The sequence below is a fragment of the Actinoplanes sp. NPDC026623 genome (assembly GCF_040638275.1).
Lineage (GTDB): Bacteria > Actinomycetota > Actinomycetes > Mycobacteriales > Micromonosporaceae > Actinoplanes.
Genome location: NZ_JBEZXZ010000423.1, coordinates 1 through 1,866, shown reverse-complemented (window position 1 = coordinate 1,866; position 1,866 = coordinate 1). Strand labels below are relative to the sequence as shown.

Below are 1,866 nucleotides of genomic sequence, written 5' to 3'. Positions count from 1 at the left end.
CCCCGGCGCGGGCCGGCCGGGGGCCCCCCGCGCGGGGTGGGGCGGCCCCCGGCGGGGGGGGGGGGGGGGGCCCCCCGCGCCGGAGCGGCCGGTCAGGACGCGGCGCAGGACGGGGTGGCGCTGGGCCCCGTGCCGGTGCCCTGGAAGCCGAACTCGGTGCTGCCGCCCGCGGGGACCCCGGCGTTGTAGCCGGCGTTGGCGAAACGGACCGCTCCGCTGCTGCCACCGGCGACCGCGTTCCAGGTGTTGGTGACCGTGGCACCCGACGGCAGGGTCACCGTCACCGCCCAGCCGTTGAGCGCGGCGGAACCGGCCGTGACCCGCACGGCGGCGGTGAAGCCGCCGTTCCACTGGTTCAGCGTGACGCTCGCCGAGCAGGCGCCGCCGGTCGGCGGCGGGGTGGTGGGGCCGGACGTGGGCGGCGAGGTGGGCGGGTCCGTCGGAGGTACGCCGTTGAGGGCGGCCAGCGTCGAGGTGTACGCCGCCTTGATGTTGCCGTTGCCGTCGAAGAGCAGCGGGGTGGCGCTGGCCCGCCACGAGTCGGTGTCCCGCACCCCCCAGACGGTGATGCCGGCGCACCGCGAGACCGCCAGGCAGGCCTTCACCACGTTGCTGTAGTTGGTGGCCTGCGCCGAGCCGGAGCCCTCGATGTCGAGCTCGGTGATCTGCACGTCGATCCCGAGGTTGGCGAAGCGCTGCAGGTTCGCCTGGTAGTCGCTGGGCACCGGGCTGTTGCTGTTGAAGTGCGACTGGAAGCCGACGCAGTCGATCGGCACGCCCCGGGACTTGAAGTCCTGGACCATCGCGTAGACGGCGTTGCTCTTCGCGTTCTGCCCGTCGGTGTTGTAGTCGTTGTAGCAGAGCTTGGCGGCCGGATCGGCGGCCCGCGCGGTGCGGAACGCCACCTCGATCCAGTCGTTGCCGGTGCGCTGCAGGTTGGAGTCGCGGCGGGCGCCGCTGCCGCCGTCGGCGAAGGCCTCGTTGACCACGTCCCAGGCGTAGATCTTTCCCTTGTAGTGGGTGGCGACCTGGGTGATGTGGTTGACCATCGCGCTGCGCAGCGCGGTGCCGCTCATGTTCTGCATCCAGCCGGGCTGCTGGGCGTACCAGGCCAGGGTGTGCCCGCGCAGCCGCTTGCCGTTGGAGGTGGCCCAGGTGGCGATCTGGTCACCGCTGGTGAAGTTGAACTGGTTCTGGTTCGGCTCGGTCGCGTCCTGCTTCATCTCGTTCTCGGCCGTGACCATGTTGAACTCGCGGTTCGCGACCGTGGTGTACACGCTGTCGCTGAGCTTGTACGCGGCGATGGCGGTGCCGAAGTAGCGCCCGGACTGCGCCGCCGAGGCGCCGAGGGTGCTGGCCGCGTCGGCGTCGGCGGCGAACGCCACCGCCGCGCCGGCGGCGACGACGCTCGCCGCGATCAGCGTGGCGGCCACCCGGAGCGGGGATCTCCGGGTGGCGTCTCTGGGGACGGATGACTGGTTCATGCGATGCGCCTTTCTCAGATGGGAGCGCTCCCAAACAGCGGACGGGGGCAGCGGGGACCACATACGGGACGGATCAGAGGGTTCGGGCGATCGCCGCGGCCGCGGCCGCGCCGTGGTACTTGCGGACCAGGTGCAGACACAGGTCCAGGCCGGCCGGCCCGTCTGCCGCCGTGAAGATCGGGTCGTCGTCGACGTAGCGGACCCCGGCGGCCGACCGCACGCGCGGGAAGCGGCGCCGCAACTCCTCGGCGTGCGCCGGGCAGGTGGACACCCGGCGGCCGTCGAGCAGGCCCGCCGCCGCGACGGTGAGCACGGCCTCGCCCACCGCGAGGATCCGGCAGTCGCGGCGGGCCGCGTCGCGCAGCGTCTCGGCGACCTCGGC

The 1,866-nt window shown here is 73.2% G+C and carries 2 protein-coding genes; both read right to left on the bottom strand.

The window, feature by feature from the left end; translation table 11 throughout:
* Positions 1 to 92 precede the first annotated feature (92 nt).
* Entirely contained in the window at positions 93 to 1,484 is a 1,392-nt protein-coding gene (locus AB0F10_RS45455) for an endo-1,4-beta-xylanase (protein ID WP_360640818.1), read from the bottom strand.
* 73 nt (positions 1,485 to 1,557) lie between these two features.
* Positions 1,558 to 1,866: DJ-1/PfpI family protein (locus AB0F10_RS45450; protein WP_360640816.1), on the bottom strand; the 309-nt coding region annotated here is incomplete at its 5' end.

What these genes read in the sequence shown, in the direction of transcription:
- AB0F10_RS45455 (WP_360640818.1), bottom strand. Translation starts at nt 1,484, where the DNA reads ATGAACCAGTCATCCGTCCCCAGAGACGCCACCCGGAGATCCCCGCTC.